The sequence below is a fragment of the Lysinibacillus sp. VIII_CA genome, assembly GCF_049943995.1.
Taxonomy (GTDB): domain Bacteria; phylum Bacillota; class Bacilli; order Bacillales_A; family Planococcaceae; genus Lysinibacillus; species Lysinibacillus pinottii.
In genome coordinates, this window is record NZ_JBNFXM010000135.1 from 1 (window position 1) to 242 (window position 242).

General features: G+C 34.7%; 1 protein-coding gene. It reads left to right on the plus strand.

The annotated features are described in order from the left end of the window. Positions 1-242: DUF58 domain-containing protein (locus ACP3VS_RS24560; protein ID WP_426390346.1), on the plus strand; the 242-nt coding region annotated here is incomplete at both ends.

Genomic DNA, 242 nt, shown 5'->3' on the forward strand with positions numbered 1-242 from the left:
GTACATTTACCTGTATTTGATAAATTAAGAACTGAAATTATTGTGTATCCATCACCTAAAGAAGTAGCAGGTTTGCAAGAACTTCAGCAACTTTTAAATGGATCTTATCGAACAAATTTTTCTTTTTACAATGATGAAACATCTATTATCGGTGTGAAACGGTACGAACGTGAATCTTTCCGCTCCATTCATTGGAAAGCATCTGCGAAAATGCAGGAATTACAGGCAAAGCAATATGAACC